At 69.9% G+C, this 26,267-nt stretch carries 15 protein-coding genes, 1 other RNA gene and 2 pseudogenes; 6 read left to right on the forward strand and 12 right to left on the reverse strand.

What is annotated here, in order from left to right:
* Positions 1-156: 156 nt before the first annotated feature.
* Positions 157-663 (reverse strand): ATP-binding protein, encoded by a 507-nt coding sequence (locus tag ACZ7M2_RS03100; RefSeq protein WP_471593890.1) that lies wholly within the window; start codon positions 661-663, stop codon positions 157-159.
* Between the two features lie 145 nt (positions 664-808).
* Between ACZ7M2_RS03100 and ACZ7M2_RS03105 the strand changes: the two genes are divergently transcribed.
* Positions 809-1,690 (forward strand): helix-turn-helix domain-containing protein, encoded by an 882-nt coding sequence (locus ACZ7M2_RS03105; protein ID WP_471593891.1) that lies wholly within the window; start codon positions 809-811, stop codon positions 1,688-1,690.
* Positions 1,671-1,892, forward strand: coding sequence for a DUF397 domain-containing protein (locus ACZ7M2_RS03110; protein WP_471593892.1), 222 nt, complete (start codon positions 1,671-1,673; stop codon positions 1,890-1,892). The genes ACZ7M2_RS03105 and ACZ7M2_RS03110 overlap by 20 nt, the downstream gene beginning before the upstream one ends.
* A gap of 27 nt (positions 1,893-1,919) precedes the next feature.
* On the opposite strand, the gene ACZ7M2_RS03115 is transcribed toward ACZ7M2_RS03110, so the two are convergent.
* The 6 genes and pseudogenes from ACZ7M2_RS03115 to ACZ7M2_RS03140 all read right to left on the reverse strand — a co-directional run bounded on the left by ACZ7M2_RS03115 (position 1,920) and on the right by ACZ7M2_RS03140 (position 17,973).
* Entirely contained in the window at positions 1,920-6,380 is a 4,461-nt protein-coding gene (locus ACZ7M2_RS03115) for an Eco57I restriction-modification methylase domain-containing protein (RefSeq protein ID WP_471593893.1), read from the reverse strand.
* Positions 6,377-9,481 (reverse strand): helicase-related protein, encoded by a 3,105-nt coding sequence (locus ACZ7M2_RS03120; protein ID WP_471593894.1) that lies wholly within the window; start codon positions 9,479-9,481, stop codon positions 6,377-6,379. The genes ACZ7M2_RS03115 and ACZ7M2_RS03120 overlap by 4 nt, the downstream gene beginning before the upstream one ends.
* Entirely contained in the window at positions 9,478-14,541 is a 5,064-nt protein-coding gene (locus ACZ7M2_RS03125) for a DEAD/DEAH box helicase (protein ID WP_471593895.1), read from the reverse strand. The genes ACZ7M2_RS03120 and ACZ7M2_RS03125 overlap by 4 nt, the downstream gene beginning before the upstream one ends.
* Before the next feature lie 1,264 nt (positions 14,542-15,805).
* Positions 15,806-16,207, reverse strand: an RNA gene (gene rnpB, locus ACZ7M2_RS03130) — RNase P RNA component class A.
* A gap of 136 nt (positions 16,208-16,343) precedes the next feature.
* Positions 16,344-17,123: pseudogene (locus ACZ7M2_RS03135) on the reverse strand (DMT family transporter); the annotation flags it as partial.
* Positions 17,124-17,148: 25 nt separating this feature from the next.
* Positions 17,149-17,973, reverse strand: coding sequence for an AraC family transcriptional regulator (locus tag ACZ7M2_RS03140; protein WP_471593896.1), 825 nt, complete (start codon positions 17,971-17,973; stop codon positions 17,149-17,151).
* Positions 17,974-18,087: 114 nt separating this feature from the next.
* Between ACZ7M2_RS03140 and ACZ7M2_RS03145 the strand changes: the two are divergent.
* Positions 18,088-18,270: pseudogene (locus ACZ7M2_RS03145) on the forward strand (MerR family transcriptional regulator); the annotation flags it as partial.
* 7 nt (positions 18,271-18,277) lie between these two features.
* Here ACZ7M2_RS03145 and ACZ7M2_RS03150 read toward each other — a convergent pair.
* Positions 18,278-19,714 carry an RNB domain-containing ribonuclease gene (locus ACZ7M2_RS03150; protein WP_471593897.1) on the reverse strand — a complete coding sequence of 479 codons (1,437 nt, stop codon included), beginning with the start codon at positions 19,712-19,714 and terminating at the stop codon, positions 18,278-18,280.
* 93 nt (positions 19,715-19,807) lie between these two features.
* Between ACZ7M2_RS03150 and yaaA the strand changes: the two genes are divergently transcribed.
* Positions 19,808-20,590 (forward strand): peroxide stress protein YaaA, encoded by a 783-nt coding sequence (yaaA, locus tag ACZ7M2_RS03155; RefSeq protein ID WP_471593898.1) that lies wholly within the window; start codon positions 19,808-19,810, stop codon positions 20,588-20,590.
* 211 nt (positions 20,591-20,801) lie between these two features.
* Entirely contained in the window at positions 20,802-21,452 is a 651-nt protein-coding gene (gene eda, locus ACZ7M2_RS03160; protein ID WP_471593899.1) for a bifunctional 4-hydroxy-2-oxoglutarate aldolase/2-dehydro-3-deoxy-phosphogluconate aldolase, read from the forward strand.
* Here the strand turns inward: eda and ACZ7M2_RS03165 are convergent.
* Positions 21,436-22,452 carry a zinc-dependent alcohol dehydrogenase family protein gene (locus ACZ7M2_RS03165; RefSeq protein WP_471593900.1) on the reverse strand — a complete coding sequence of 339 codons (1,017 nt, stop codon included), beginning with the start codon at positions 22,450-22,452 and terminating at the stop codon, positions 21,436-21,438. The genes eda and ACZ7M2_RS03165 overlap by 17 nt on opposite strands.
* A gap of 115 nt (positions 22,453-22,567) precedes the next feature.
* On the opposite strand from ACZ7M2_RS03165, the gene ACZ7M2_RS03170 reads away from it, so the two are divergent.
* The gene (locus tag ACZ7M2_RS03170) at positions 22,568-23,422 is read left to right on the forward strand and encodes a helix-turn-helix domain-containing protein (RefSeq protein ID WP_471593901.1); all 855 of its coding nucleotides are present in this window, start codon (positions 22,568-22,570) and stop codon (positions 23,420-23,422) included.
* On the opposite strand, the gene ACZ7M2_RS03175 is transcribed toward ACZ7M2_RS03170, so the two are convergent.
* Genes ACZ7M2_RS03175 through ACZ7M2_RS03185 form a run of 3 tightly spaced genes read right to left on the reverse strand, consistent with a single transcriptional unit; the run spans position 23,365 to position 26,204 of the window.
* The gene (locus tag ACZ7M2_RS03175) at positions 23,365-24,594 is read right to left on the reverse strand and encodes a bifunctional RNase H/acid phosphatase (protein WP_471593902.1); all 1,230 of its coding nucleotides are present in this window, start codon (positions 24,592-24,594) and stop codon (positions 23,365-23,367) included. The two genes, ACZ7M2_RS03170 and ACZ7M2_RS03175, sit on opposite strands and share 58 nt — an antisense overlap.
* A 12-nt stretch (positions 24,595-24,606) precedes the next feature.
* The gene (locus tag ACZ7M2_RS03180) at positions 24,607-25,350 is read right to left on the reverse strand and encodes a zinc ribbon domain-containing protein (protein WP_471594508.1); all 744 of its coding nucleotides are present in this window, start codon (positions 25,348-25,350) and stop codon (positions 24,607-24,609) included.
* On the reverse strand, positions 25,347-26,204 hold the full coding sequence (locus tag ACZ7M2_RS03185) for a Nif3-like dinuclear metal center hexameric protein (RefSeq protein ID WP_471593903.1): 858 nt from the start codon (positions 26,202-26,204) through the stop codon (positions 25,347-25,349). Before ACZ7M2_RS03185 ends, ACZ7M2_RS03180 begins: the two co-directional genes overlap by 4 nt.
* Positions 26,205-26,267 lie beyond the last annotated feature (63 nt).

A 26,267-nucleotide genomic window follows, 5' to 3' on the forward strand; every position in this document is an offset into this window, starting at 1 on the left:
ATGGGACGGTGTTCAAGCCAAGGCACGATCCGGCCTGGCGGGGTACTGGACAGCGGGTGCCTGCATCCGGGCGCGATCGCCGGTGACGATGCCACTCCGGCAGGAGCGGTGTGCTTCCGGGTCGCGCCGCACGCCTTACCACGCTGCCACCGCAGTTCAGTTCAGCATGGGCTGAGCGGGCACAGGCACCCGGCAGCGCACTTGCTTCCCGATCGTTGACCGTCGTACCTGCCAGTCCGGCGCGAGCAGATCGACCAGGCCGAGCCCCCGCCCCGTCTCCGCCTCGACGCTGTCCAGCGGTGTCGCCCTTCGCCGTGGCAGGACCCCGGGGTCCGGGTCGTGCACATTCACCGCGATGCCGTACGACGTCACGTACACCTCCACGACAAGCGGTACGTGGTCTCCGCATGCCCGCACCGAGTTGCCGACCAGTTCGGAGACGACGAGCTGCACGGCGTCGACGACGTCGGGCCCCACGCCGTGCGCGAGCAGGGCGGAGCGAGCCAACGTCCTTACCCCGTAAAGGTTTTCAGGGGAGGCACAGATATGGGCGGCGAAGCCCTGGGGGCGGGGGCGGAGGTAGTAGCCGGGGATGGAGAGGGCGAGTTCGGGAGGATGGGGGGTGGCATGGGCGGGCGTGGCCTCGGCGGGGGTGGGGTGCATGGCGCCTCCTCGCGCTTACGTTCCGTTGCCGATAGCTTCAGCCACGCCGAGAAGATTCTCCCTTAGGTAGAAAACTTCCAACCCAAAAGGGTGAAGTGCTCGCGACGGTGTGCGATCGACGTGTGGGGCTTGTCAGACTTCACGCATGCCCAACTCACCACTGGTCCCCACGGTTCGACGTCGACGCCTTGGTGCGACGCTGCGACGCCTTCGCGCCGAAGCCGGAATGACACTTGACGCCGCCGCCACTGCCATGGGCTGGAGGGGGCCGAAGCTCTCGAAGATCGAAGGCGCCACCCAGGCGATCCGGCACGCCGATGTGAGTGTCCTACTGGCGGTGTACGGGGTCGAAGACCCCTCCGTGATCGATGCGTTGGAGAACCTCGCGCGGGATGCGGGGAAGAAGGGCTGGTGGCAGACGTACAGCGCGATCGTGTCGCCCTCTTACGCCGACTACATCTCGCTCGAAGCGGACGCCGAGATGATCTGTGCCTGGTCTCCGCTGGTCATCCCCGGTCTGCTGCAGACAGCCCCCTACGCACGGGAGACGATCTCGGGCGTCACGACATCTCGCACGCCGGAGGAAGTGGCCGCTCTGGCCGAGGTGCGGATGGCCCGGCAATCGGTGCTGTCCCGTCCAGGTACAGCGCCGGAGCTGTGGGCCATCGTGCACGAGGCGGCGCTGCATCAGCGCTTCGCTGTGCGTCCCACGACCATGCGTGAGCAACTCCGTCGGCTGCTCGACGTCTCAGAAATGCCCAATGTCACCGTGCAGTTGATGCCGCTGGCCGCCACTGCGCATCCCGGCGTTGTCGGTGGCTTCACCCTGACCGGGTTCCCGCATCCCATGCCCTCAGTAGTGCTCTTGGAAAACGTCAGCGGCGCGACGTACGTTGAAGGCGAGGACGCGACGCCCTTCGCCAAAGCCTTCGAACGCATCCGCGCGACGGCCCTTTCTGTGGAGGACTCGCTCGCGAAGATCGCCGAACTGGAAGAAGGCCACAGGAGTGAACGACCCGAAGGCTGAGCTGTACGCATGTGACCTCACCGGCGCGATATGGCACAAGGCATCAGCCAGCGGCGCGGAGCACGACTGCGTAGAGGTCGCCCAACTCCTCGGCGGCGCCAGGGCCGTCCGGGATTCCAAGAACCCCGGACGGGAACCCCTGCGGTTCACCGCCTCGGAGTGGGCCGCCTTCCGGGAAGGGGTCATCGCCGGCGAACTGTGACCGGCGCTGATCTTCCCCTGCTGCGCCTCAACTCCAGAAGCCGAGCTGCTCGTCCTCCCCGATGTCCGCCATGCCGAACAGGACGTCCACCGCGTCAGGCCGACCCGCGTCGGCGACCATGTGCCCGTCCGAGTCCGGCGGCTCCGGGGCCGGGGGCATCGACCGAGTGAGCGGACTCGTACCGGGCCCGTGCCGACGGCCCCGGCCGGGGGCCGGGCTCAGCTCGGCGTGGACGTACCGCGTGCCATGCTCCGCCGCCTTCGCCATCTCACGGTAGATCGCCAGGATCTCGTCCTTCGTATGCTGGAACAGCTCCGGCTTCTTGTTGCGGAACGCTCGGAAGCTGTCCAGCACGAGGGCTGCCTCTCCCTCGGACACGCCGTACAGGTGGAAATACGCGGCGTCCAACTCCGCCCGCATCAGAAAGCGGCGCTCTTCGTCCCAGACGAACGGATACCCCTCGTCGCCCAGGTGGCTGGCGAAGGGGGCCAGTTCGTGGGAGGTATAGGTGAGTTCGAGGACTCGATCGCGGATCCAGGGGGCCGGGGGCTCGTTCGCAAGCCAGGGGGTGGGGCGGGAGTAGGCATCGGGGCTCAGGACGGGAAGTTGCTCCAGATACGTGTACGTCAAGTGGGCACCCGAGATCTTCTGGCGCGCAGTGAAGTCCACGACGAACGTGCACAGGTTGGCGAGGAGCCCCTCAAGCGGCAGCTGATGATGAACAGGGAGCAGCAACGGAGTCGTATGCCCCACCGCCGTCCGAGGCACCACCGAAGCGATCACCGTCCGCTCGTCCGACGCCCGGCACACATCGCGCCAGCCCATCAGCCAGTCGTACGGCCACTCCGTCTCCGGCTTCAGCGGCTCCGCTGCGAGACGGGCGTCGACCAGCCTCTCCGACACCCAGTACCGGGGCAGCGGCACCGCATACGGATCCTCATGCGCCCCCGTGTCCAGCCGGGGCAGCGTCCCCTTGTTCTTCTGCGCCTGCGTCGCGTTCTCGTACGTCGCGAAGCGCGAGTCATAGTGGTGGACGAACTTGCCCTCGTAGAGCGGCAGGGCACGCTCGTCCTCGCGCACGAACGTAGTGCCCGCGCGAGTCCAGCCGTCGTTGAGCAGAGTCTCGTCCGTCAGGAACCGCTTCGAGTCGCTGGCCATGTCGAACATACGCATGAACCGCAGCCCCCAAGCATTCCGCTCACCCCCCATCCCCTTGTCCGCCCACAGCACCGGCACCCGCTCATGAATCCCCCGCAGCACGCTCAGGTGCTCCGGGCTCTCGCACACGGGTGAGGTTCGCGTGTTGGGGTTGATGTCGCGGAAGCCCTGCGCGTCCAACTCGAAGGTGCGGGCATCCAACTGGTCGGGCCTGCGAGCCCGGAACGCAAGCCGCGCCCGCTCGTGACGCCCGTCCGGTCCGCAGACCGTGAACAGGCAGAAGCGGTACTGGTTGTGGACGTCGGGAAAGACCTTCTCCTCGTTCTCCATGTCCAACACCGTCACCAACTGCCGCCGCTCTACTAGATCCCCGAAGAACCGCGACGTCGTCATGTCCGTCGCGATCCCCGTCGGCAGCACAAGCCCCGACATCCCCTTCGGGGCGAGCAGCATCCGAGCTCGCTCGGCGAACACCGCGTAAGTGTTGACGTCGCCGTGTCCGGTGAGCGGGAAGATGCCGGAGTTTCGGAGCATCAGTGTCGTACCCGCCGCCTCTCGCAGCGCCACCTGGAAGTCGTCGTAGTGCTCGCGGTCTACGGCGTCCTCGCTCTGCTGAAGCGCCGCGATGAGCTTCTTGCGCTCGTGGGCGTTCAGCGCGTCGGCGACGGTCTCGTCGCGGGAGGCGAACCACTCCTTCTCCTGGATCTTGACACGCTCCCACGGCGGGTTGCCGAGGATGCAGTCGAAGCCGCCCTGCCAGCCGGTGTCCGGGTTGTGGTCGTCGTCCTCGTCGTTCTCGACGCGGAAGACGCGCGGGAACTCCAGGTGCCAGTGGAAGAACTGGTTTCGGGAGGCGATGTTCTGGAGGGTCTCGGTCTCCTCTTCGTCCAGGGTGCCGCCGTCTGCCAGATACAGCAGCGTGGTGCTCGTGATCGCCGAGGGAGCGCCCTCGTACTTGGGCCACAGGAAAGCCGCGCACCAGGCGTCCGCGACGCGCTGATGGCGTTGGCGTTCCTCGGACTCCCGTACGAACTCCTCGTAGCGGCGGGCCTGTTCACGTACCTGGGACAGACTGCGGTCCGGCAGCTTGGCCAGCTCTTCCGCCTCCTGGCGGAGTTCGGCCGTCCCGACCCGTAGCGGGCTGCGCCCCAAGGCCGTCTGGATTCCGTCGCCGCCGGCGCGCTCCTTCTTGTTGGTCGCCTTGAGCCGCGTGAGGATCTTGCCGTCGTCGCCCGCGAGCTTCTTGAACGCGCCGTCCGGGATCGCCTCCGCAACAAGCTTCGGCGTCGTACCGAGCAGGGCGTTGCCCACCTTGACGCGGTCGTCGAGGAAGGCGAGGGGCCGACCGGGCTCCAGGGACTCCAGCCACAGGGAGACCTTGGCGATCTCCACCGCCATCGGGTTGATATCCACGCCATGCACGCAGTGGCGTACGACCTCGGCGAGCGCGGCTCGCACCCGCTCCGGGGCCGGTTCGGGGTCCCCGGTGTCGAGTTGGGCGTAGCGGAGGGCGACGCGGCGCGCAGCAGCGACCAGGACGTGGCCCGAACCGCAGGCGGGATCGATGAACCTCAGGTCGAGGAGACGGCGTGGGTCCGTCGTCGCGAAGCCCTCTATGACCGGGTCGAGTGCCTCGTCCAGGAGTTTCTCGATGACGCTTACGGGCGTGTAGTAGGCGCCGGTCGTCTTGCGTTTGTTGCCCGCGAGGGTCTGGAGCCAGAAGCGTTCCGGCTGGGCGCTGCGCCGGGGCCGTAGTTCCAGCAGGGACTCGTAGACGCTGCCGAGTTCGTCGGCGCCGAGGTGGCGGTAGTCGACGCGCTGCCAGCGGCGGTGCGTGTCCTGGACCTGGCACAGCAGCCGTACGGCCTCCAGGAGGCGGTCGTTGGGCAGCCTGGCGGTACGCAGTGGTTCGGCCGAGCCGAGCCGGGTGGCGGCGACGTCGTCCTCGTCCCGGACGTCCCGGAAGTACAGGCCGCCGAGTTCGGGCAGGGCGAGAGCGGGTGCCCCACCGTCAGTGCCGAGGGCGTCGAGCACTCTGCACAGGGTGGTCCAAAGGTCGGTGTTGCGGTCTCCCGGACGGCGGAAGGCGATACGGCGCAGGCGTCTGGTGGAGAAGTAGGCCATATACCGCTTACGAGCGCCTGCCACCTCCTCGGACTCCTCCGGGTCGAGGAGAATGCCTCGGTCCTCGGCCACGAACAGGAAGATCAACTGGTAGGCGAGGCGCAGCAGTTCGTGATGGAACTCCTCCAGGGCCTCCTGGCCGCCGCGTGCGACGGCGTCCCGCAGATGCTCGTTGGTGCCCAGGAAGCCGGTGCCGAGCACGCCGAGGGCGTCGGCGACCTGGTCACGGAGGTGGTCGCGGGCGCGCAGGCCGGTCTCGACGGAGTGGGTGCGCAGCCACTCGATGCGGCAGTCGGCCGGGGTGAGGGCGGGGGCGTCGGGGTCCCCGGTCTCGTCAAGCGTCAGTTGCGCTGCCCCGCCGACCGCGTCGCTACGGGAGTCGTACTCGCCCTCGTCCTCCTCGCTGTCCCCTTCGTTGCCCTCAGACGTCTCCGCCGACTCCGGTTCTTCGGCGGTGTCACCGTCTGGTTCTTCTCCCGCATCCGCGCCGGCCCGCCCACGACCGCGTTTGCGCGGCTTGGCCACCAGCTCGAAACGGGATGCGTGCAGCAGGGAGTACAGGAGGACAAAGTCGGCGTACTGGTCGTTGTCGAAGATCGCTTCGAGGTCGAACTCCAAATACGCGGAGCCGACGAGGGAGGTCGAGTCCCGCAGGACGCGTAGGAGTTGGCCGTTGGAGAGGATGCCCCAGAGGTGGCCGGGCGAGACGTTGAGAAGCTCCTGGAGGACAGACTGCGGGGCGCGCCGGCTGCCCACCTTGCGGTCGAGCGGTTTGTCCCAAGCCAGCAGGTGCACCGGAAGGTGGTCCTGCCAGCGATGGCTCGTGTGCAGCCGCTCGCCCCGGCCAGGGTGCTCGACGGTGACGCCGTCGGCGGCCAGCGGCCCGTAGCCGAGCTCCGTGAACAGACGCAGCAACCACGCCCTGCGGGTGAGCGTGGTCGCGGACTTCTCCCCGGGCAGTCGGTCGAGATCGTCACGGAAGGCCCGGTAGGCGCCGGTGAGCGCCGTCCAAGCGCGGCCCGCCGCGTCGCCGATGCGTTCGCCGCGGTACAGGCCGTAGTCGGCGGGGGCGCAGCCGGGCAGCTCGCGGTCCCCCGCGGTGACCCGGGCGAGCAGATCAGCCGTGAAGAGTCGGCCCTCGACCCGAACGGCGGACGTGGACACGGAGGGGACGGCGGCCCGCGGGTCGGGCAGTACGGCGGTCAACGGCGGACTCCGGCGGGTACGAAGGCGTAGACGCCGAGCTCGTCGGGCGGCCCGGCAGGGGTGACGGTGATACGGCGGGCCGCGGCGGCACCGAGCGCACGACCACGCTCGCCCGCGGCCTCGCGCACCCGCAGATGCGCGGTGGTGAGCTGCGCGGCGAGCTGATCCCCGTAGGCGTGCACATGGTCGCGCACCTCGGGAAGCCTCAGCTCGCCCAGGGCACGGCTGACGGCGCGCACGCGTTGCTCGGTGATGACGCTGCCCTTGGGTTCGGCGGCGAGGAGACGGGCGGTCTCCTCGTCGGTGAGCCATTCGATACCGCCGTCGTCGTCAGGGCGCCAGCCCAGCACACGGGCGTCCTCGGCGACCAGTTCCTTGGACTCGCCACTGCGCTTGAGGGGCAGTTTGAGCTGGAGGCGGTAGCGGGCCAGCAGGAGCACGGTGTAGGTGTCGACGGATTCGGTACGGATCACGCCGAGGCGGCGGGCGGGTCGGTCCTCGGTCGATACGGCGGGGTCGAGTGCGGAGTCCAGGACGTAGCGGGCGATGGCGCGGACCGCGGGGTCGGTGCGTACCAGCGCGTGCTCGTTCGGCGGAACGGGCAGGTCCCGGTGGAAGACCAGGTCGCGGGGGCCGGACGCGGAACCGGCGGTCTTTTTCGGGGACTTGGTGCTCCGAGGGGCCTTCGCCGTCGTTCGGCGTGTGGTCCTTCCGGTGCCGGCGGCAGCCGCCGCCTGGTCCTCGGTCTCGTACACGCCGAGGGCATGGCGCAGGCCGGCGGGGAGCGGGCCGGGCTGGGCGGCGAAGCCCGGAGCATGCAGGAGACTCCGCACCGGGGCGCGCAACGCGGCGAGGGATTCCCGGGTGAACTCGACGATGTCGCCGGGTACGCCGAGGACCTGCCGCAGCGCGGTCAGCTCGTCCTCGACATCCTGCGGCCGCATACCGGAGTGGGAGAACTTGGTCGGAATCCGTGACTCCCTTTCCGCGGCGCTCTCCCATTCGCGGTGCAGCGCGTCGCGGGCCGCCCCGATCTGCTCGTCCGCCCCAAAGTCGAAGGACATCTGACCGGCGGCCGCCGCCTCGGGCCGACCGCGCAGCAGCAGACTGTTGGTGAGCGCCTCCAGGACCCGCTCCCCCGCCCTGGGCACAGGCAGGGCGACACCGGTCTGCTGGGCGATGTCGCGGTGTTTGCGGATCAGGACGTCCAGGACGAGTCCGTCGATACCGGTGTCGGTCTCATAGAGCGTGACGGCCATGACACGTTCACTGCGCTGGCCGAACCGGTCGACCCGACCCTCGCGCTGCTCGTGGCGGGTCGGGTTCCACGACAGGTCGTAGTGGAGGACGGCGCTGAAGCGCTCCTGGAGGTTGACGCCCTCGGACAGGCAGTCGGTGGCCACCAGGACCTGGCGTCCGGACCGTACTGTGAGCTCCGCGACGCGTGCCTCCCGCGCCTCGGGGGGCAGGTTGCCGGTGATCGCCTCGACGTGCGCCCGGCCACCGAGAGCATCGTGGAGGTGGGTACGGACGTAGTCTGCGGTGGGGATGTAGCGGCAGAACACGATGGGATCGTGGCCGTCAGCGATGAGTGCCTTGACCTCGTCGATCAGCAGGCGCAGCTTCGCGTCGTGCTCGGGGCCCGCAAGTTCGGCGGCACGCTGGGCGAACTCCTTCAGCCGACGGTCCGCCTTGCGAGGACGGGTGGCCTCCTCGGGCGCCCCCGTGCTCCGCGCGTCATCGGTCTTCGCGTCAGCGACGGGCGGTTCCCCTCCGTCGAGGAGTGTGCCGGGAACGGCGTCCAGGCCCTCCGACGCCTCCGCATCCGGGGCTTCCAGGACCGCGTCGCGGCCGATGCGGTCGGCCTCCTGAGGGGTGCGTGCGGCGCCGACCGCGGAGCGGGTGGTCAGGGTCGCCCGGCCCGCCGCGGGGGAGGACAGCACACAGCGCAACAGCGCAAGGACGGACCACCAGCTCATGCGCTGGCGCAGCTCGCCGTCGGGCCGACGGATCTGCTCACGGGCGTACGTGATCACGTCGGAGACGAACTCGGCGTACGAGGAATCGAGCCGGTACGGCACCTCCCGCAGCATGCGATCGGCCGGGAAGGGAGTGTCCTCGTCGAGGAAGTGACGGATGTCGCGGCGACGGCGCTGCACCAGGTGACGGGCGATCCGGTCGCGGTGCGCGGGTACAGTCGGATCCAGCTGGGCGAGACTCTCGTCGAGCAGGCCGGTGAGTTTGGCGAAGGCGTCGCGGTCCCCGCTGTGTGGGGTCGCGGTGATCAGGATCAGATGGCGGTCACGATCGGCAGCCAGGTCCTTCAGCAGCTCGTAGCGCTGCTGGCGGCCCGCACCGGCTCCGATGCAGGTGTGGGCCTCGTCCACGATCAGCAGGTCCGGGCAGGTACGCAGGAAGGCGTCGCGGCGATCGCGTTGCTTGATGAAGTCCGTGGACACGACGGTGTACGGATACCGGTCGAAGATCGTCTGATCGGTCTCGATGATCGACCGTTCCAGCTTGCCGGCCGTGGACGGCAGCACGAGTTCCGCATCGAGGCTGAACTTGTCGTGCAGCTCGCGCTGCCACTGCTCGGCCAGCGCCGGGGAGCACAGCACGGCCATCTTCGTCGCGGAGCCCTGCTCGATGAGTTCCTTGGCGATCAGCGACGCCTCGACGGTCTTGCCGATGCCGACATCGTCTCCGATCAGCAGCCGTACGGTGTCCATACGCAGAGCGGCCATCAACGGCACCAGCTGGTACTGACGTGGCTGAACGGCGATTCCGGACAGGCAGCGGAACGGGCCCGCACCGCTGGACGCCGATACCCGAAGGGCCGTACGCAACAAGGACGCGGCGGCGAAGTCGCCGATGTCGTCGCTGTCGACAGCCTGGGACCGACCCGTTCCGTCATCCTTGACCAGCAGCCCAGGGGCGGAGAAGTGCGGGTCACCGGTCTCTTCGGGGAACAGCAGGGTGTCGAATTCGCTGTCGCCGTCGAGTGGGCGGGCCAGCACGAAGTCCGCCGTGGTGCCGGGCAACACCACCCAGTCCCGGTCGCGGGCGCGGACCAGTGAACCGGGCGTGTAGAGGCCGGTCATCGCGGCGCCCGTCCCGGGCCGAAGACGTTCGGGTACGCGCGCACGGTGTTGTGCCACTCCTCTTCGCTGTCGTCGCTCATCTCGATCACGAGCCAGCCGCGGTTCTCCAGCCAGGTTCTGGCCTTGGTATCGCGTGACTCGTCGGGGACGCCATGGCCGGGCAGGTCCAGGAAGACCGCGACGTCGGCGTCGGGTAGACGGTAGACGAAATCGGGCACGGCCCGTGCCGAGGCCGTCTCCTCGCCGGTCTCGTCCGGCAGCCGGTAGCCGTGACCGCGCAGCCACTCCACGAATCCACCGCCGCTGTCGTGCGACGAACGCAGCGCCAGTGCCGCCGCGTGCTCGACGGGGCTCGCCGCCTGGGGCTGGTCCCTGACCGCCCGACACTGAGCAAGTTCTTTCAGCACCTCGACTGCCGTCTGCCTGCGGATCATGGGGTGGAAGAGCTGGTTGTGGTAGGTGAGCAGGCAGTCGTAGCAGCCGAACTCACAGGTCTCGCGGGCTCCCTTGGCGTGCTTCCGGTCGTGCCACTGCCCGTCCTCCCACTCGTAGTGAATGATTTCCAGGGCTTTGGCGGCGATCTTGGCGATCGTCTCGTGGTCGTCGTGCAGCAGCCTCAGCACTCCGGCGCCGCCCTCCGCGCCCTCGACGAACAGCATGCGGGCCCTGTCCTCCGGATCGGGCAGGTCCTCGCTGTGCAGCTCGGCGTCCTCCAACTGGAAGTGCGCTTCGATGCCGCGCTCCAGGGCGTAGCGGAGCGTCACGCGCGTGTAGTGGTCGACCGGGGTGGACAGCCGCAGCACGGCGATGTTCTTGCTGTCCTCCGCGTAGGGCACGACCTTCTCAGTCCGTGTGGTGAGCCGGAAGGTGCCGAGCGCCTCCTGCTCCGCCGAGGTCTCGGCGCGCTCGGCGGCCTTGGTGTCGCTCAGCCAGCGCCCCGAGACGGGGTCGAGCCAGAAGCCCTCGTCACCAGGGGGGCGACGGGTCCGCCGCCCCAGGTTGATGACCTGCACCGCCGCGTCGCCATAGGTGAGTTCGGCGATCGCGCGCTCGGCGTCCACGGTACCGGGAAGGCAGAACCGGGCCGTGAGTTTGCCGTGGTGGAAGCGGTAGGCGGTCTTCAGGTGAAAGGGCTCCCGCAGGCGCTCTTCCTCGTCGGAGGAGATACGGCGTCGGGGTTCCGCGTACACGGTGGTCAGCTGCATCAACCGGCGCAGGACCGGTACGAGGCGGGCTCCGCAGCCGAGGCAGTCGTCACGCTTTTCCCGGGTGTCATGCCAGTAGCCGCAGTCGCCGCACACCTTGGCGTCCACCGTGGCGATCCGGCCAGGGGTCTCCCCCATCGGGACCTGGACGTTGGAGACGGTGTAACGGCGGCCCTCGTGGTAGATCAGAGCCCCAGGACCGAATTCGCCGATGGCGATGAACCGCGGCCGCTGAATATAGGCACCGCGCTTCTGACCGTACTTGCTCTCGCCGGGCTCTCCGGGAACGTATGCGGCGAGCGGCAGCCTCGGGAACGAGTAGCCAGGCAGGAACCCCTCGGAAGCGAAGTAACGGTAGGTGTAGAAGTCGGAGCGGGCGCCCTCGTTGTCGTCCGAGTCGTTGCGCAGCAGGTCGAGCTGCTGCTCGGCCTGAATACGGCGGGCCCTCGCCTGCCTGCGGTCCCGAGCACCAATCGAGGAATCGTTGGCAAGGCGGTCCTGCTCGTCACGTTCGTCGTGCGCGTTGCGGTACAGCCGACGCCAGCGGTCACAGGCCCGGTCGAAGGTGCGCAGCGCGTCTCGTACCTGGTCCTCGATCCAGCCGTCGTACCACCAGGCCGTGTCGGCGAGATCTCCCTCCAGCGGGGCGAGGATCCGTACGCAGCGTGCGATGGCGTTGCGGCGGTAGGCGTCGGTCTCCAGGGTCTTGCGTAGTTCCTTGTCGAGCGGCAGCGGCAGAGGGCCGCTCGCCTCGCTCGCGGGCGCGGCGACGTCGAGTACCTCCGTCATACGGTGGCCCAGGCTCGCTCCCGTCTCGGCCAGCCACACCGCCTGTACATGGGAGCGCAGCAGATCCTCGTTGGTGAGGTCGATACGCGGAGGCACCACACTGCCGGACACCATGAGTTCAGGACGGCGGAAGTAGTACTGGTCATGGGCGCTGCCCGTCGAGCAGTACGTCGTCACCAGGGCCGGCTGACCCGACCGTCCGGCACGGCCCGAGCGCTGCGCGTAGTTGGCCGGGGTCGGCGGGACGTTGCGCATGGTGACCGCGTTGAGCTCCGCGATGTCGACGCCCAACTCCATGGTGGGTGAGCAGAACAACAGCGGAAGATCCCCGTCCCGGAAGCCCCGCTCGCGCTCCCGTCTCATCTCCGAGTCCACCTGAGCGGTGTGCTCCCTGGCCTCCAGCCCTCGCAGTTCGTCGGCCGCGTCCCGGTACAGGTCCCGGAAGAACGGATTCACCCGGGCTCCCGCGCCGGAGTCGAACGTCTTGCGTACAAGGTCCGGCTCGCCGGTCTCACCGTCACCGGGCAGCCAGATCAGGGAGGAGACCTTGAGCTGGTGGCCGAGGCTGCCGTCGGACCGCTCATCCACAACCTGAAGCAGACCGGCGGTGCGGAGTGCCCGGAGGAGATCGCCAATGATGATGTCGGCGTCAGCCTCACCGAGACGTTTGCCCGCGAGCTGCGGCAGCGCTCCGAACTCTCCCGGCCTGCGCAGATAGCGGCCGTAACCACCGCGGGCGCTGAAGTACACGGTGTCCGCTGTCGAGGAGCGCTTCGGCCGCGGCCCGGCGTACGCGATCCGGGCTGGTGTGCGCGGATCCGTGTCCGGCACGGCCCAGATACCGGCGAGGTGTTCCTTGCTGAGAGCGACCAGTTGCTCGTGTCCCAGCTGGGTCAGCCACTTCTCGTTGACGGCGAGAGCCCGGCGCAGTTCGTCGAGCAGGGTGCGCGCGATCTCCTGCCGGTGAGCGGGGTCGTCGTTCTCCAGAGCCCAGTGGGTGCCGCGCCACAGGTCGGCGTCGGCGGCGATGTCGGCGAGCGAGGTGTAGTCGAAGCGCAGCAGGCCGGTCTGGGAGAGGTTGGGCATGGTCAGCCGCCAGCCGCGCTCCAGGTCCGCGTAGATGCGGTAGGCCAGTGCGGAACGCAGGGCCGCCTGGGTGTCCTCCAGCGGCCCGTACTTGACCTGGGCGTTTCGGGCGTAGGCCGTCAGCGGCAGGTTCAGCGCCTCGGCGACGGCCTGAGGCAGCGCATCGTGGCGCAGCCCCGCCGTACCCGCCTTGTCCAGGGCACGGTACAGAGCGCCCCTGATCTGGGTGACCTGGACGAAGTCGTTGAAGTGGCCGGCCTGGAGACTGGCGTCCTGACGGTTGTCGACGAACGTCAGCAGCTTCTGAGCGCGCTTGCCGAGGTCGGCTTGGCCACGCAGTGACCGCACTACGCTCGCGCTGACCAGGGACACTGCGGAACTGCGCCCTTCGGCCGAGAAGGTGGCGAGCTTGGCGAAGTCCCGGACGCGCAGCTGCTCATATCCGACGCGGCAGCGGGGGCAGAAGCGGAACGGTGCTCTGATCCACCAGGCGCGCAGTCCGGTGCCGGGCTGCGCCCGCCGCCCGTCGGGGCTGATCCACACCTGTTCGGGAAGGTCGTCCTTGCGGGCTTTGACGACCGTGCGCTGTCCTTGGTCGTCCGTCTCGATCCAGCTTGCCGGAAGCCGGTCCAGGATCTCCTCGGGGTCGCTGGGCCAGGGACGTTCCTTGTCCACGTAGAGGTAGCCGTCACCTGTCTCGGCCGGGGCCTCGGGGTCCTTGCGGGCGAAATAACGCTCCTGCCGCCCGTCGTGGGTCACAGCCAGGTAGTCGTGACCGCATTCACGGCAGAAGTGGAGCGGGACCAGCGGCCGATCCTGGTGTCCGGGTACCCGCAGCTGGTACTGACTCGTGAGATGGCGAGGGGCGGCGGGTGCCTCAAGGCTGGCGTAGACAGTGTCGCCCTTGGAGAGGAACTGGTGGAGCCTAAACGCGAACAGGGGGCGGCGGGTGCCGGAATCCTTCACCCGTGCGCCGGCCTCCAGCATCGCCTTGATCGCTTCCCTGCAGTCAGCCTCCGACACGGTCTGTTCGCCGCACGCCCGGCGCAGTTCGACGGCAGCCCGCGGAATCGTGGTGGGACTGCGGCGGCGGAAGCGCCGCGGGGCTCCATCCGTGGGGCCCGGCTCCAGCTCGAGGCCGAAGGCATGCTCGACCCAGACAGCAAGCGGATCACGGCTGAGGACCTGATACGAGGACGGCAGGGCATCAGGACCGGAGACCGCACGGCGCACGGCGGTAGCGAGGGCGACCGCATGCGCCTCGGGCGCGAGTGGCCGGCCGGGATCAGTGGCCCGCTCAAGCGTCTCTCCGATCACCCGGTCCGGATCGACAGGAGTACCGAAGAGCCGAGTGGCGACCTCGGCCACCGTCTCCTGGGCCTCGGCGAACGTCTCCGTCGTGGCCATGGTCGCGGACGTCCCAACGCACCGCAGATCCGTCGCCTCGCAAGCCTCTCTGAGCCTGCGCACCAGGATGCTCACGTCGGCCCCCTGGCGGCCCCGGTAAGTATGCAGCTCATCCAGGACGAGGAAGCGCAGGCCCTTCGCCGCCTTGATCAGCTCCTTGCGCTCATCGGGGCGGGTGAGGAGGTACTCGAGCATCATGTAGTTCGTGAGCAGGATGTCCGGCTTGCTGTTGAGTACGGACTCCTTCTCCTTGCGCTTCTCCTGCCCTGTGTAACGGGCGAAGGTGACGCGGCGGTCCTCGGAAGCCACCCCGTTCTCGAGATAGTGCTTGAGCTCGTCCATCTGGCTGTTGGCCAAGGCATTCATCGGATACACGATGATCGCGGAGATGCCGTCGGGGTTCGGGTTCTCAAGGACCTCATTCACGATCGGAATCAGATAACAGAGGCTCTTTCCAGACCCGGTTCCGGTGGTGAGAACGTACGAACTCTTCGACGCGGCGATCTCGATCGCCTGGCGCTGGTGGTAGTGCAGAGTAAGGGTGATGTCTTCGTCCGCAGCCGTATCACCCACGCGGTTCTTGTTACGGAAGTACTGCGCGCACAGCGGATGCAGGAGCCTGGTGTCATCGGATCCCGGCTCGGTCAGTTCCGCGACCGTTCCGCCCTTGCGGAATGTGGGGTTGAGCGAGATCCATGGATCAGGCCACCTGGACTTTCTGTCTCGCTCCACCTTGAGGTGCGCACGAATGGAAGGATCCCTCACCCAGACCAGGGAACGCGTGAACTCGTCGTAGTCTTCGATGAGCCGCTCATGCGCGCCAAACACATCCATGGCGTTGCCAATCCCCCTCATGCACGACTCGTATCTCGCGGTACCGCTGCTCTTGCGTCCGGCTGATCACAACCGCACGACCACCCACCCTTGAGCCCGCCCGAACAACCCTACCCGCGAGATCGCCGGTGACAGTAGGGGGCGAAGACCCTGGCTTGATCAGGATCCAGTGTGCGCGGGCGGCTGGCGACATCGCTGTTCGGCCGCAGCAGCCAGACCGCCGAATCGAACGCGGCAGTCCTTACTACCTTGAGTTCGCCGGGACTGACCATGACCCCATCGGCAAGGAGGAAATCCAGACCAGACACGATCAGCCGCGACGTACCCGCGAGAGGTATCAGCACGGACGCCGTGTGCCGTGTGCGCCACTGCAGCGGGTGACACCCTCGTTCCTCCAGCAACAAACGAACTAATCAGGCCACCGCTCCCGGCCGTAGCAGCACAGCAGCCATTCCACCCAATTCCGATCAGGACCGGACAGACAAAGTCGCCAGGCACCCCTGAACCTTCCCCCTGACCCAGGACACCTGGAGATTGGGACGTGAGCTTCCAGAGGAAGTAGTGCCGGGTGGGAAGCAAGAGCAACCACAGCAGGCGGTACACGGAGGAGTTCGAACGGAATGCGGTCGCGTTCGTGCGCTCGTCCGGGAAGCCCGTCACCGAGGTGGCCCGGGAGCTCGGGTCAGTGCCGCGAGACTGCGGAACTGGGTCAAGCAGGACACGATCGACCGTGGGCAGGGGGCACCGGGAGAGCTGACGACCAAGCGTGAAGAGCTGCGGAGGCTGGCCGCCGAGCGCTTGACCGCAAGTTCAAGTCCTGCCGAGGGCTCCTGCCCGCGCGCCCTTCATAGCCCGCAGCACCACCCAATTAGCACCCCACCTCAGGCACATCCGGTGCACAACCGCCCGAGAACTCCCAGGAAACCTCAGGTAGAGGTGGGCACTCCAGCCGGACGCGGAAAGGCCCCGGCCAGGTTGTTTTCCCTGGTCAGGGCTGAAGCGGCAGACGAGTCGGGCTATACGCCGGGTTCTGTCGCCCGGTCGCCTCGCGGCGGCCGGGGAGACGGCCATCCATCTAGGACCGGCGTTGCCGCCGGTCTCGTGCGGTCTACCCGGGGACTCGGGCGGGCAGCCCTCGAACGTCCTCGCAGAAACACCGAGGTGTTTCCTTTTGACCTTGCTCCAGGTGGGGTTTACCTAGCCGCCTGAGTCACCTCAGGCGCTGGTGGTCTCTTACACCACCGTTTCACCCTTACCGAGGACCGAGGTCCCCGGCGGTCTGTTTTCTGTGGCACTGTCCCGCGGGTCACCCCGGGTGGCCGTTAGCCACCACCTTGCCCTGTGGAGCCCGGACGTTCCTCGGGAAGGTCCACAAGGACCTCCACGCGGCCGTCCGCCCGGCTCGTCTGCCGTGTGGACCATGGTACCGGGCGTGGGGTGCGCCTTGGTCCGGCCGCTGACGGCGATGTCGCCGTCGCCGTCGCCAGGACCGAGCCCGCGAGGATCAGGGCGAAGGCCGCGAGGGTGCCCGGCGTCAGGCGTTCGTCCAGGAAGGCGGCTCCCGCCGCCACCGCCACGGCCGGGTTGACGTACGTGATCACCGTCGCCCGTGTCGGGCCCGCCTCCTTGATCAGTTCCAGGAAGGCCACGAAGGCGACCGCGGTGCAGATGACGCCGAGGCCCGCGAGGGAGGCCAGGACCTGCGGGGAGGGGGACGAGGAGGGCCAGGTGGCGGCTGCCGCGGGGGCGTAGACCAGGGCCGCCAGGGTCAGGCAGGCGGCCGTGAGATGGAGCGAGGGGACGTTCTTGAGGTGGCGGGCCACTATGACGGGCGCGGTCGCGTAGCCGATGACCGTCAGCAGTACCTCGGCCAGCGAGCGGGCGTCGCCGCCGGTCAGGTGCGGGACGGTGAGGACCGCGACGCCGGACAGGCCGAGGGTCAGGCCGGTCATCCTGCGGGCGCCGAGGCGTTCCGTGTCGCCGAAGAGGCGGGCCGCGGCCACGCCCACGATCGGTACGCCCGCGATCAGCAGGCCCGCCGTGGAGCTGGACAGGTGGCGCTCGGCGTCCGTGAGGGTCCACCAAGGGATCATTATCTCGATGCACGCGAAGGCCAGCATCGGGCGCCAGTACGTTCGTACGGTCCGAGCAAGGCCCCCTTGGCGGATCGCGAAGGGGAGCAGCAGCGCGGCGCCCACCGCGCAGCGCGTGAACACCACCGTCGACGGGGACACACCGTCCACCGCCACTTTGATCATCAGGTAGGGGATGCCCCAGACCACTCCCATCAGGGAGAACAGGAACCAACCGCGTGCAGTCATGGGGGGAGTTTCGGCCGCCGCGCGGTCAGATGTCTTGAACGCTGTTGCGGTACGCCGCCGGGGTCACCCCCAGCACTCTGCGGAACCAGCGCGTCAGGTGCGCCTGGTCCGCGAAGCCCACGAGCGGGGCGACCTCCGCGGGGCGCAGGCCGCTCTCCAGCAGGGCGCGGGCCCGGTTCACGCGGTACTGGGCCAGCCAGGCGTACGGCGGTATCCCCATCGTCGTACGGAAGGCGCGCAGGAGCTGGTAGCGGGAGAGGCCCAGGTCGGTGGCGAGGGAGGCGAGTGACGGGGGAGCCTGGAGTTCGTCGGCGAGACGGTCGCGTACGGCGTGGGCTATGGGGGCCGCTCCCGGGACCGTGTCGCACGCCGGGCGGGCCGTGGAGTGGCGACGGGCGAGGGCGGCCAGCAGCCAGGGGAGGCGGGACTCGGCCTCCAGGGGGTCGGGGCAGGCGCTCAGGTCCGCGTGGGCGGTGCGCAGGGCGGCGGCCAGTTCGGGGTCGTCGAGGACGGGGTCCCGGAAGTGCGGGAGGCTGCCCAGGATTCCCTCGGTGAGCAGGGAGGGCTCGGCGTACAGCGCCCGGTAGGCGTAGCCGTCGGAAGCGGCCGGGCCGCCGGTGTGCATCTCGCCCGGAGCCAGGACGACGATCGAGCCGGGGCCGGTGTGGATGCGGCCGCCCCGGTAGTCGATGATCTCGGAGCCGCCGACGCAGACGCCGATGGTGAACTCGTCGTGGGCGTGCGGTGCGTAGCGGTGCTGGTCGAAGTGTGCGGTCAGCAGGTCGAGGGGCGGACCGTCATGGCCGAGCGTGGCCCGGGTCCAGCGGGCCTCTTCACGTCGTGCACCCATGGCCGCCTCCCCGGTCGCCCCCGTCAGGGGTGCAACGCCGGCGGCCCGCGTTTTCATGCCGCCAAGGATCTTCTCGCTTGACCTTGCCGCAGCGTCAACGTTTCTACTGAGGGCATGCGGATCGGAGAACTCGCCGTCACCGTCGGTGTCACCACGCGGACGGTACGGCACTACCACCATCTCGGGCTGTTGCCGGAGCCCGAGCGGCGCCCCAACGGCTACCGGGACTACACGCTGCGGCACGCCGTCGTGCTCGCCCGGATCCGGCGGCTGACCGAGCTGGGACTCGGGCTCGCACGGGCCCTCACGCGGGCGCGAACCGTACCTTCGCCGTCCCCGGGTCGGCCTGGGTGAGGCGGACCCGCAACCGCTCCCCCAGCGGCAGCGTCCCGGTGCCGCCCTCGATGCGGGCGACGACCGCGGGGGACTCCAACTGGACGGTGCCGACCGTGGGCTGACGCTCCATCACATCCACCACGCATCCGTCGAAGATGTCCCCGACCCGGTCCTTGAGGAGCGCGGCCTCGACGATGTCGACGCACTCGCGTTCCACGGTGCCCGCGCGCCGGGAGCCCTCGGCCATCTCCTTGGGGAGGGTGTCGAGGGCGGTGAGCACCCAGTCGGGGGGCGGTTCGTCCGCGGCGGCGGCCAGGCAGAGTTCCGAGGCGTAGCGGTCGACGAGACGGCGCAGGGGGGCCGTGCAGTGGGCGTAGGGCGCGGCCACGGCGGCGTGCGAGGTGACGTCCGGGAGGGCGCCGCCCCGGAACACCGTGTAGCCTGCGCCGCGCAGCAGCGTCGTGCACTCCTGGAGGAAGGCCGCGTGGCGTGGCAGGTGCGGGTCGAGGGAGCGGACGAGCCGCGCGTACGAGACGTGGTGCGGCCAGTCGATGTGCAGGGCCCTGGCCGTGCGGCGAAGGCGGCCGACCGCGCCGTCGGGGGCGGCGGGCAGCGTGCGCAGGACGCCGGTGCCGTGCGCGAGCATCAGGTCGGCCGCCGCCATCCCGGTGAGCAGGGAGATCTGCGCGTTCCAGGCGTCGGCGGGAAGCGGGGCGCGGTAGACGAGTTCGTACGTCCCGTCCTTCTCGACGATCTCCTGCTCGGGGACGTTGAGGGAGATCCCGCCGCGCTCCACCTCCAGACGCTCGCGCAGCGTCCCGATCTCCTTGAGAAGGGCGAGCGGCTCCTCCGCCGTGCCGTCGTCGATCCTCTTCTGTACGTGCGCGTAGTCGAGCTTGGCGCGGCTGCGGACGAGGGCACGGCGTACGTCGACGCCCTCCGTGCGGCCGTCCGCGTCCAGGTCGATCGTCCAGAGCACGGCCGGGCAGGTCTGGTCGGGCAGGAGGCTCGCGGTGCCTTCGGAGAGCCGGGTCGGATGGAGGGGGACCTTCTCGTCCGGGAAGTAGAGGGTCGTCACGCGGCGGTGCGCCTCGGCGTCCAGGGCGCCGCCGGGGGCGACGAAGGCGGCGACGTCGGCGATCGCGTACCGGACGCGGTAGCCGCGGCCGTTCTCGCGGCGGGACAGGTGCATCGCCTGGTCGAGGTCGGCGGACGTCGGTGGGTCGATGGTGAGGAAGGGGATGTCCGTCGCGTCGTGGGGAGGCAGGCGGGGTGGCCGGGCGGCCTCCTCCAGCACACCGGGCGGGAAGCCCCCGGGCACACCGAGACCGGTCCGCAGGGCGGACAGGGCGGCCTGCAGAGGAGCCCCCGGTACGCAGGTGGCGCGGATGTGGCGGCACGGCATGGGTCGAGCGTAGGTCGCGCGCACGCGGCGGGCACCCCGACCGCACCCCTTAGGCTGGCGCCGGGCCACACCCACCGTTAGGAGAACACCACCGTGCTCGTGCTGCTGCCGCCTTCCGAGGGCAAGGCACCCTCCCGCCGGGGAACCGCGCTGAAGCTGGAGTCGCTGTCCCTGCCCGGGCTCACCGAGGCGCGTCGGGCGGTCCTCGACGAGCTGGCCGAGCTGTGCGCCGGCGACGAGGAGAAGGCCCGCGAGGTGCTCGGACTGAGCGAGGGCCTGCGTGGCGAGATCGCCAAGAACACGGAGCTGCGCAGCGCGGGCGCGCGCCCGGCCGGGGAGATCTACACGGGGGTGCTGTACGACGCCCTGGACCTGGCCTCGCTGGACACGGCGGCCAAGCGGCGCGCGAGCCGCTCGCTGCTGGTCTTCTCCGGGCTGTGGGGCGCGGTCCGGGTGACGGACAGGATCCCGTCGTACCGCTGCTCGATGGGGGTGAGGCTGCCGGGGCTCGGGGCGCTGGGCGCGCACTGGCGTACGCCGATGGCCGCCGCGCTCCCCGAGGCGGCCGGCGACGGGCTGGTGCTCGACCTGCGGTCCTCGGCGTACACGGGCGCGTGGAAGCCGAAGGGCGAGGTGGCCGGGCGGACGGCGACGGTCCGGGTGCTGCACGCGCCCACCCGGAAGGTGGTCAGCCACTTCAACAAGGCGACGAAGGGGCGGATCGTGCGGAGTCTGCTTTCGGCGGGGGCCGCGCCCGCCGGTCCGGCGGAGCTGGTGGAGGCCTTGCGGGACCTGGGGTACGAGGTGGAGGTGCAGGCGCCCGCGCGGGCGGGGACGGCCTGGGCGCTGGACGTGCTGGTGAACGAGGTGCACTGAGCGCTCCGCTGGAAGTGCCGTGACGTGCCGTCGTTTTGCCGCGGCGCCGTGGTGGCTGGTCGCCCAGTTCCCCGCGCCCCTTCAGGGCGCTGCCGAACCGCGGCGGACTTCGCACGGCCTGCTTGGAGCGGCCCAGGCGCACCGAGCGGGAGCTGTTGCAACATATGCAACGCTCTTTGCGCATGTTGCGCGACGAGGGCACGATGAGCCCATGAGCTCACCGCTGCCCTCGGTTCCCGCGGCCTCCGTGCTGGATCTCGCCCCCGTGGTTCCCGTCGTCGTGGTGAACGAGGTCGCGGACGCCGTACCCCTGGCCACGGCACTCGTCGCGGGTGGGCTGCCCGCGATAGAGGTGACCCTGCGGACGCCGTGCGCGCTCGACGCCATCCGGGCGATCGCGGACGGGGTTGCGGGCGCGGTGGTCGGCGCGGGCACCGTCATCACGCCGGCTCAGGTGACGCAGTCCGTGGCCGCGGGCGCCCGCTTCCTGGTCAGTCCCGGCTGGACCGACGTACTGCTCGATGCCATGAAGGCGTCCGGAGTGCCGTTCCTGCCGGGGGTGTCCACGACCTCGGAGGTGGTGGCGCTGCTGGAGCGCGGAGTGCGGGAGATGAAGTTCTTCCCGGCGCAGGCGGCCGGCGGCACGGCGTACCTCAGGTCGCTCGCCGGACCGCTGCCGCAGGCCAGGTTCTGCCCGACGGGCGGTATCGGCCCCACCTACGCGCCGGACTACCTCGCCCTCCCCAACGTCGGCTGCGTGGGCGGGACATGGATGCTTCCCGAGGACGCGATCGCCGCGAAGGACTGGGGGCGTGTGGAGAGCCTGGCGCGCGAGGCCGCCGCGCTCAGGCCACGCGGATGACGACCTTGCCGAAGGCCACGCCGGACGCGTAGTGGCGGAACGCCTCGTGGACCTCGTCGAAGCCGAAGACCCGGTCGATGACCGGGCGGGTGCCGTGCAGGGTGAGGGCCCGGTTCATGGACTCGAAGTGGGCCCGGCTGCCCACGAACACCCGACGGATCGTCGCCAGACTCGCCGCGTACACCGCGTTGGAGATCTCGATACCGGGTCGGCGTGGGTTGCCGGTGGTCAGGAGCACGATCTGGCCGTAGAGCGCGGCGGCGCGCATCGACTGCTCGATGGTGTCGGGGCCGTTGGTCTCGACGACGAGATCGGCGCCGCGCCCGCCGGTCGACTCCCGCACAGCCGTGCCCCATTCGGGGTTCTCGGAGTAGTTGACGACGTGGTCCGCGCCGAGTGCCTTGAGACGGCCGGCCTTGGTGGCGCCGGACGTCGTGGCGATGACCTCGGCGCCCAGCATCTTGGCGAACTGCACCACGAAGAGGGACAGCGCACCGGTGCCGAGTGTGAGCACGGTCTGCCCGGGGGCGAGCGCGTCACCGCCGGTCAGCGCGTGCCAGGCCGTGACACCCGCGCAGGGCAGGCAGGCGGCCTCCTCCCAGCCGAGGTGGCCGGGCACCCGCACCGCCGCGTTCTCGTCGAGGCGCGCGTACTCCGTGAGCATGCCGGGCAGGGTTGCGCCGGGCTGGTCGATCTGCGCGGGCGTGATCCGGCCGTCGATCCACCGCGGGAAGTACGTGCTCGCCACCCGGTCCCCGACCGCGAACCGGGTCACCTGCGCGCCCACCGCGACGACTTCGCCCGCTCCGTCACTCAGCGGGATCACGTCCGGCACGGCCTTCAGCGGATAGGTACCGTTCAGGATCAGCAGATCGCGCTTGTTGAGGGAGACGGCGCGGACGCGGACGAGGATGTCGCGGGGGCCTGGCTCGGGGCGGTCCGTCTCGCGCGGTGCGATGCCGTCGGCAGTGCCGGGCGTTTCGAGGTGGTAGGCGCGCATGTCGGCTCCCTGGGGTGTGCTCCGTGGATGCGTCCATGCTGCTCGGACGGGGTACGCCGCTCAATTCCCCGTGAGGTATGGCCGGACTGTCGTACCCGTGACGTACAACTGAGCCATGACCCTCAGCACCGCCGCCTCGGTGACCGAACCGCCGCCCTTCGCCCGGGAGCTGCTGCGCTGGCGCACCGCGCGCCGGGTCAGTCAGCTGGAGCTCGCCTCGCGGGCGGGGACGACCCAGCGGTACGTCAGTTTCATCGAGCGCGGGCGGTCGGTGCCCGGCAGGGAGATCGTGATACGGCTCGCCGAGTCGCTCGGCCTGACGCTGCGGGAGCGCAACTCGCTGCTGCTGGCGGCCGGTTACGCGCCCGCGTTCACGGAGTCACCGCTCGACGCGGTCGCCCTGAAGCCCGTACGGGAGGCGTTGGACAGCATCCTCGAAGGGCATCTGCCGTATCCGGCGGTGGTGGCGGGGCCGCGGGGTGAACTCGTCGCGGCGAACGAGGCGTTCGACGTGCTCACCGAGGGCGCGGACCCCGCGCTGCTCGCGCCGCCCGTCAATGTGCTGCGGCTCGCGCTGCATCCGCGTGGGATGGGATCGCGGGTGGTGAACCTGGACGCGTGGGGGCAGCACATCGTGGAGAACCTGCGGGCCCGTGCCGTGCGCAGCCCCGATCCCCGACTCGCCTCCCTGGCCGAGGAGTTGGCGGACCACGTACCGGCGAGTGAGCCCGGCGCCGACTATCTCGGCTTCGCCGTGCCGCTGCGACTGCGGTGCGCGGAGGGCGAGTTGAGACTGCTCACCACGCTGACGTCGTTCGCGACCGCGGTCGACGTGACGCTCGCCGAGCTCCATCTGGAGGCGTTCCTGCCGGCGGACCGGGAGACCGCCGAGATCCTGCGGGCCCGTGCCGCTCAGCGCAGGTGCGAGGTGTCGTTGAAGAGGCGCAGGCTGGCGTTGCCGTCCGCGTAGTACGCCACCGCCGACAGGGAGGCCGCGGACAGCTCCATCCGGTACAGGGACTCCGGCGGGGCACCGATCGCGAGCCGTACGAGGCTCTTGATCGGGGTGACATGGCTGACGAGGAGGACGGTGCGGCCCGCGTAGGAGGCGATGAGCTTGTCGCGGGTGGTGGCGATACGGCGGGCGGTCGCCGCGAAGCTCTCGCCGCCGCCGGTCGGTTCGGCCTTCGGGGAGGCGAGCCAGGTCTTCAGGTCCTCGGGGTGGCGCTCCTGCACCTCGGCGAAGGTGAGGCCCTCCCAGGCGCCGAAGTCCGTCTCGCGCAGGCCGTCCTCGATGGCGACGTCCAGTCCCAGGCGGGCGGCGACGGCGGCGGCGGTCTGGCGGGTACGGGTGAGTGGCGACGCCACGATCGCCTGGACGGTGCCGCGTGCGGCCAGCGCGGCGGCGACACGCTCGGCCTGTTCCCGGCCCACGTCCGAGAGCGACGGGTCGGTGCCGCCGCTGCCGGAGAAACGCTTCTGGGGGGTGAGGGGGGTCTCGCCGTGACGCAGGAGCACGAAGGTGGTGGGGGCGCCCATGTCGGGGGCCGCACCCCAGCCGGTCGACGGCGCCGGTGTGGCCACGTTGCGTGCGGCCCGTGCGTCGTCCTCGGACTTCGCGGCTTCGCCGCCGGGAGTCGTCCGGCCGCGGGTCGGTGGGGACTGGTCGCGCCCACGCGGCGGAGCCGCAGATGTCACAGCCCCGCGCCCCTCACCGGGCGACCACTGTTCGCCCCGCTTGCCGGCGTCCATCGCCTCGTTGGCCAGTCGGTCCGCGTGCTTGTTCTGTTCGCGCGGCATCCACTCGTAGGTGATCCGGTCGGGCGGGAAGACGCGGGCCGCCTCCGCGGCCAGAGGCTTCATGTCCGGGTGCTTGATCTTCCAGCGGCCGGACAACTGCTCGACGACGAGCTTGGAGTCCATCCGGACCCGGACGCGCGCGGTCGGGTCCAGTTCGTGGGCGGCGCGCAGGCCCGCCACCAGGCCCCGGTACTCGGCGACGTTGTTGGTGGCGATGCCGATGTACTCGGCACGCTCCGCCAGCGTCTCCCCCGTGGCCGCGTCGATGACCACGGCGCCGTACCCCGCGGGTCCCGGGTTGCCCCGGGACCCGCCGTCGGCCTCGACGATGAACTCCCGCACGCCCCGCGCCCCTTACAGACCGGACTCGGACGTACGCACCAGGATGCGGCGGCAGTTCTCGCAGCGCAGCACGGTGTCCGGGGAGGCCGCCTTCACGTCGTTGACCTCGGTGATGTTGAGCTCCAGGCGGCAGCCCTCGCAACGGCGCTGGTAGAGCCGCGCGGCGCCGACGCCGCCCTGCTGCTGGCGCAGCTTGTCGTAGAGCTTCAGCAGGTCGGCGGGGACGGAGGCCGCGACGACCTCGCGCTCCTTGGTCACCGAGGCGCTCTCGCCGTCGAGGGACTCGAAGGCGGCGTCCCGGCGACCGGTCGCGTCGTCGATCTTCGACTGCACGGAGGAGGTCCGCTCGGTCAGCTCGGCGACCCGCTCCTGCGCGGACTCGCGGCGCTCCATGACCTCGAGGACGACGTCCTCCAGGTCGCCCTGCCGCTTGGCGAGGGAGGTGATCTCGCGCTGGAGGTTCTCCAGGTCCTTGGGGGAGGTGACGGCACCGGAGTCCAGGCGCTGCTGGTCGCGGCCCGCGCGCTGGCGCACCTGGTCCACGTCCTGCTCGGCCTTGGTCTGCTCGCGGGCGCAGTCGCTCTCCTCGGTCTGCGCGGCGACGAGCAGGTCGCGCAGCTGCGTGAGGTCCTTGTTCAGCGACTCGATCTCGGCGTGCTCGGGAAGGGACCTCCGCTTGTGCGCGAGCTGTTGCAGGCGTACGTCGAGGGCCTGGACGTCGAGAAGTCGGATCTGGTCGGCGGGCGCGGCGTTCAGTTGGGGGCTCCCATTGCGTTAGGTGTTTCGGTGGACGCCGCGTGGGCGGTCCAGGGGTCGGTGACCGTCTTGGAGACGTGGACCCGCAGGTCCCATCCCTCGCGGTCGGAGATCTCGTCGAGCTGGGCGGCGGCCAGCTCGCACCAGGGCCACTCGGTGGCCCAGTGCGCCGCGTCGAGCAGCGCGAGAGGACTGTGGGCGCGGGCCTCTGATGCCGGGTGGTGGCGCAGGTCCGCGGTGAGGAAGGCGTCGACGCCCGCGGCGCGCACGTCGTCGAAGAGGCTGTCGCCGGAGCCGCCGCTGACCGCGACGGTCCGTACGACCGCTTCCGGGTCACCGGCGACGCGGATGCCCTGCGCGGTGGCGGGCAGTCGCCCGGCGGCGCGCGCGGCGAGTTCACGGACGGTCAGCGGGTGGTCCAGCTCACAGACACGGCCGAGGCCGCGGCGGCCCTCGGGGTCGGTGGGGTCCGGCACGAGCGGCCGTACGACCCGGAGGTCGAGCGCCCCGGCGAGGGCGTCGCTGACTCCCGGGTCGGCGCGGTCGGCGTTGGTGTGGGCGACGTGCAGCGCGATGTCGTTCTTGATGAGGGTGTGCACGACCCGGCCCTTGAAGGTGTCGGCCGCGACCGTCGTCGTCCCGCGCAGATAGAGCGGATGGTGGGTGACCAGCAGGTTCGCGCCCAGCTTCACCGCTTCGTCGACGATTTCCCGAACGGGGTCGACGGCGAACAGGACGCGGGTGATCTCCTGGTCAGGCTCGCCGCACACGGTGCCGACCGCGTCCCATCCCTCGGCCCTCTCGGGGGGCCAGAGGGTGTCGAGCGCGGCGATGACTTCAGACAGACGGGGCACGGGGAAAAGGCTACCTGGCTCGGGCCGGTGTCCCACCGGTCGCGGGCCGGTCCCGGGGTGCGC

This window comes from Streptomyces sp. NPDC111507 (genome assembly GCF_055638955.1).

Bases quoted from the DNA above. Each gene is read 5' to 3' on its own strand.
- ACZ7M2_RS03105 (WP_471593891.1), top strand. From the start codon at position 809: ATGCCCAACTCACCACTGGTCCCCACGGTTCGACGTCGACGCCTTGGT.
- ACZ7M2_RS03140 (WP_471593896.1), bottom strand. From the start codon at position 17,973: ATGGGTGCACGACGTGAAGAGGCCCGCTGGACCCGGGCCACGCTCGGC.
- ACZ7M2_RS03170 (WP_471593901.1), top strand. From the start codon at position 22,568: ATGACCCTCAGCACCGCCGCCTCGGTGACCGAACCGCCGCCCTTCGCC.
- ACZ7M2_RS03165 (WP_471593900.1), bottom strand. From the start codon at position 22,452: ATGCGCGCCTACCACCTCGAAACGCCCGGCACTGCCGACGGCATCGCA.
- ACZ7M2_RS03120 (WP_471593894.1), bottom strand. From the start codon at position 9,481: ATGACCGGCCTCTACACGCCCGGTTCACTGGTCCGCGCCCGCGACCGG.
- ACZ7M2_RS03100 (WP_471593890.1), bottom strand. From the start codon at position 663: ATGCACCCCACCCCCGCCGAGGCCACGCCCGCCCATGCCACCCCCCAT.
- eda (WP_471593899.1), top strand. From the start codon at position 20,802: ATGAGCTCACCGCTGCCCTCGGTTCCCGCGGCCTCCGTGCTGGATCTC.
- ACZ7M2_RS03150 (WP_471593897.1), bottom strand. From the start codon at position 19,714: ATGCCGTGCCGCCACATCCGCGCCACCTGCGTACCGGGGGCTCCTCTG.